The sequence below is a fragment of the Streptomyces sp. A0642 genome, from assembly GCF_004795105.1.
In the GTDB taxonomy this organism is placed as follows: domain Bacteria; phylum Actinomycetota; class Actinomycetes; order Streptomycetales; family Streptomycetaceae; genus Streptomyces.
This window is the reverse complement of the sequence record NZ_SSBL01000064.1, coordinates 1-2,697: the sequence shown is the minus strand read 5'-3', so window position 1 is coordinate 2,697 and position 2,697 is coordinate 1. Positions and strand designations below refer to the sequence as shown.

At 70.0% G+C, this 2,697-nt stretch carries 1 protein-coding gene; it reads right to left on the bottom strand.

Translation table 11 applies throughout. From position 1 onward, the window contains the following. On the bottom strand, positions 1-2,671 hold a 2,671-nt coding region (locus tag E6R60_RS36350; protein WP_240802825.1), incomplete at its 3' end, for a type I polyketide synthase. Between the last annotated feature and the right edge of the window lie 26 nt (positions 2,672-2,697).

Below are 2,697 nucleotides of genomic sequence, written 5' to 3'. Positions count from 1 at the left end.
AACCCTCACCCGGCAACGCCACCGCACCCGACGTCCGCACCACCAACCGCGCACCAGCGAACCGCTCATCGCCCAACCACTCCTGCACCACCCCCAACACCTCACACACCGCATCCCGCACACCACCCGCAGAACCCACCCCACCCCCACCCCTCAACGACTCGAACACCACCACATCCGGCACCACACCGGACGAGCCCACCGCATCACCCCAGCGGCCGACGAGCACACCGTCCGCAGCGTCAGCGCCGGGCAGAGCCACCTCCGGCCACTCCACCTCGAACAGCGACCCTCTCGCGCCGGACTCGGCTGCCGCGCGCCGCTCACCGTCGACCGAGCGCAGCACGAGCGAATCCACCGTCGCCACCGTCGCGCCGCCCGCGTCGGCCAGGGCCACCGAGACCCGGCCCTCACCCACCACGGACACCCGGACCCGGACCACGGACGCACCCACCGCACCCAACGACACACCCGACCACGCGAACGGCAACGCGGCACCCTCACCCACCGCACCCGACAACGCCACCCCGTGCAACGCCGCATCGAACAGCGCCGGGTGGAGGGCATAGGTACCGGGCTCGATCCCTTCGGGGAGGCCCACCTCCGCGAAGACGTGCTCGTCGGTTCGCCAGGCCGCGTTCAGACCGCGGAAGGCGGGCCCGTACCGCAGCCCCTCCTCGGCCATGCCCTCGTAGAACCCCTCCAGGTCCACCGGCTCCGCACCGGCCGGCGGCCACTGACCGGAGACCCAGGTCGCGGTCTCGGCTCCCGGCGCCTCGGCGGCGACGGTGAGGGAACCAGTCGCGTGGCGTACCCACGGCAGATCCGAAGCCTCGACCCGTGAGTGCACGGTCACCGTTCGGCGACCGGAGTCGTCGGCGGAGCCGACGACGACCTGGAGGGCGACGCCACCCTGCTCCGGGAGCACCAGCGGCGCTTCCAGGGTCAGCTCTTCGAGTCCGGCGTACCCCACCTCTGCCGCAGCTCTCAGTGCCAGTTCCACAAAGCCCGTGCCGGGGAAGAGTGCTGCGTCACCGACCGCGTGATCGGCGAGCCAAAGCTGGGCCCCGGTGGACAGGCGACCGGTCAGGGTCACGCTGTCGCCGTCGGGCGAGGTGACGACCGCGCTCAGAAGCGGGTGGCCGGCCGGCTCCTGTCCGATCGATTCGAGGTCGGCACCGTGCTGCTCACCGACGATCCAGTAGTTCTGGTGCTGGAAGGCGTACGTCGGAAGGTCGACGCGTCGGGCTCCCGAGCCCTCGAAGTACCGGGACCACTCCACCGCGACCCCGGCCACATGCAGCCGGCCCAACGCCGTCACAGCCGACACCACCTCCGGGCGGCCCTTGCGCACCACCGGCACGAACACCGAGGCGTCCGCGTCCACCGACTGCTGCGCCATCCCGCACAGCACCCCGTCCGGACCCACCTCGACGAACGACGTCACACCCCGCGACGCGACGAACGACACCGCGTCCGCGAACCGCACCGCCTCACGGACATGCCGCACCCAGTACGCCGCCGAACCCCAGCCCTCAGCCAGATCCCCGGACACACCCGACACCACAGGAATCGACGGAGCACCGAACGACAACCCCGCCACCACCGCCCCGAACTCCTCCAACATCGGCTCCATCAACGGCGAATGGAACGCATGCGACACCCGAAGCACACTCGTACGGCGGTCCGTGAACTTCCCCACCAGGTCAGCAACCGCCGACTCCGTACCCGAGACCACCACCGAACGCGGACCGTTGACCGCCGCGATCCCCACCTCACCGTTCAACAACGGAAGGACCTCGGCCTCCGTCGCCTCCACCGCCACCATCGACCCACCCGCCGGCAACCCCTGCATCAACCGACCACGCGCCACCACCAACGCGGCAGCATCGGACAGCGACAGAGCACCGGACACGTGCGCGGCCGCGATCTCACCCACCGAATGACCCACCAGGAAGTCCGGACGCACCCCCCACGACTCCACCAACCGGAACAGGGCAGTCTCCACCGCGAACAACCCGGCCTGAGCAAACATCGTCCCGTTCAGCAGGCCGGCGTCCTCGCCCCACACCACCTCACGCAACGAACGATCCAGGCGTACATCCAGCTCACCCACGACTGCGTCGAACGCCTCCGCGAACACGGGATACGCCTCATACAGCTCCCGGCCCATCCCCAGCCGCTGCGCACCCTGACCCGTGAAGAGGAAAGCGACCTTGCCCGCCGGACGTGCCGCCCCCCGCACCACCGACGCCTCAACCCCGCCCTCGACCAGCGCGGTCAGACCCCGGACCAGCTCCTCACGATCCGCCGCCGCGACCACCGCACGATGCTCCAGCACCGCACGCGACACCACCGACGAGAACCCGACATCCAACACAGACGCGGCATCTCCCAGCCGCTCCAGCAGCTTGGCCGCCTGCGCAGACAGAGCACTCTCACTCCGAGCCGACAACACCACCGGCACCACGGGCAGCTCCACGGAAGCGACCGCCTCCGGCTCCTCCACCACCGGAGCCTGCTCCACGATCACATGCGCGTTCGTCCCACTCAGACCGAACGACGACACACCCACCCGACGCGGACGATCCCGCACCGGCCACGCCCGCGACTCCGTCAACAACTCCACCGCACCCGCATCCCAGTCCACCTGCGGCGTCGGCACATCCACATGCAACGTCCTCGGCAGCACACCAT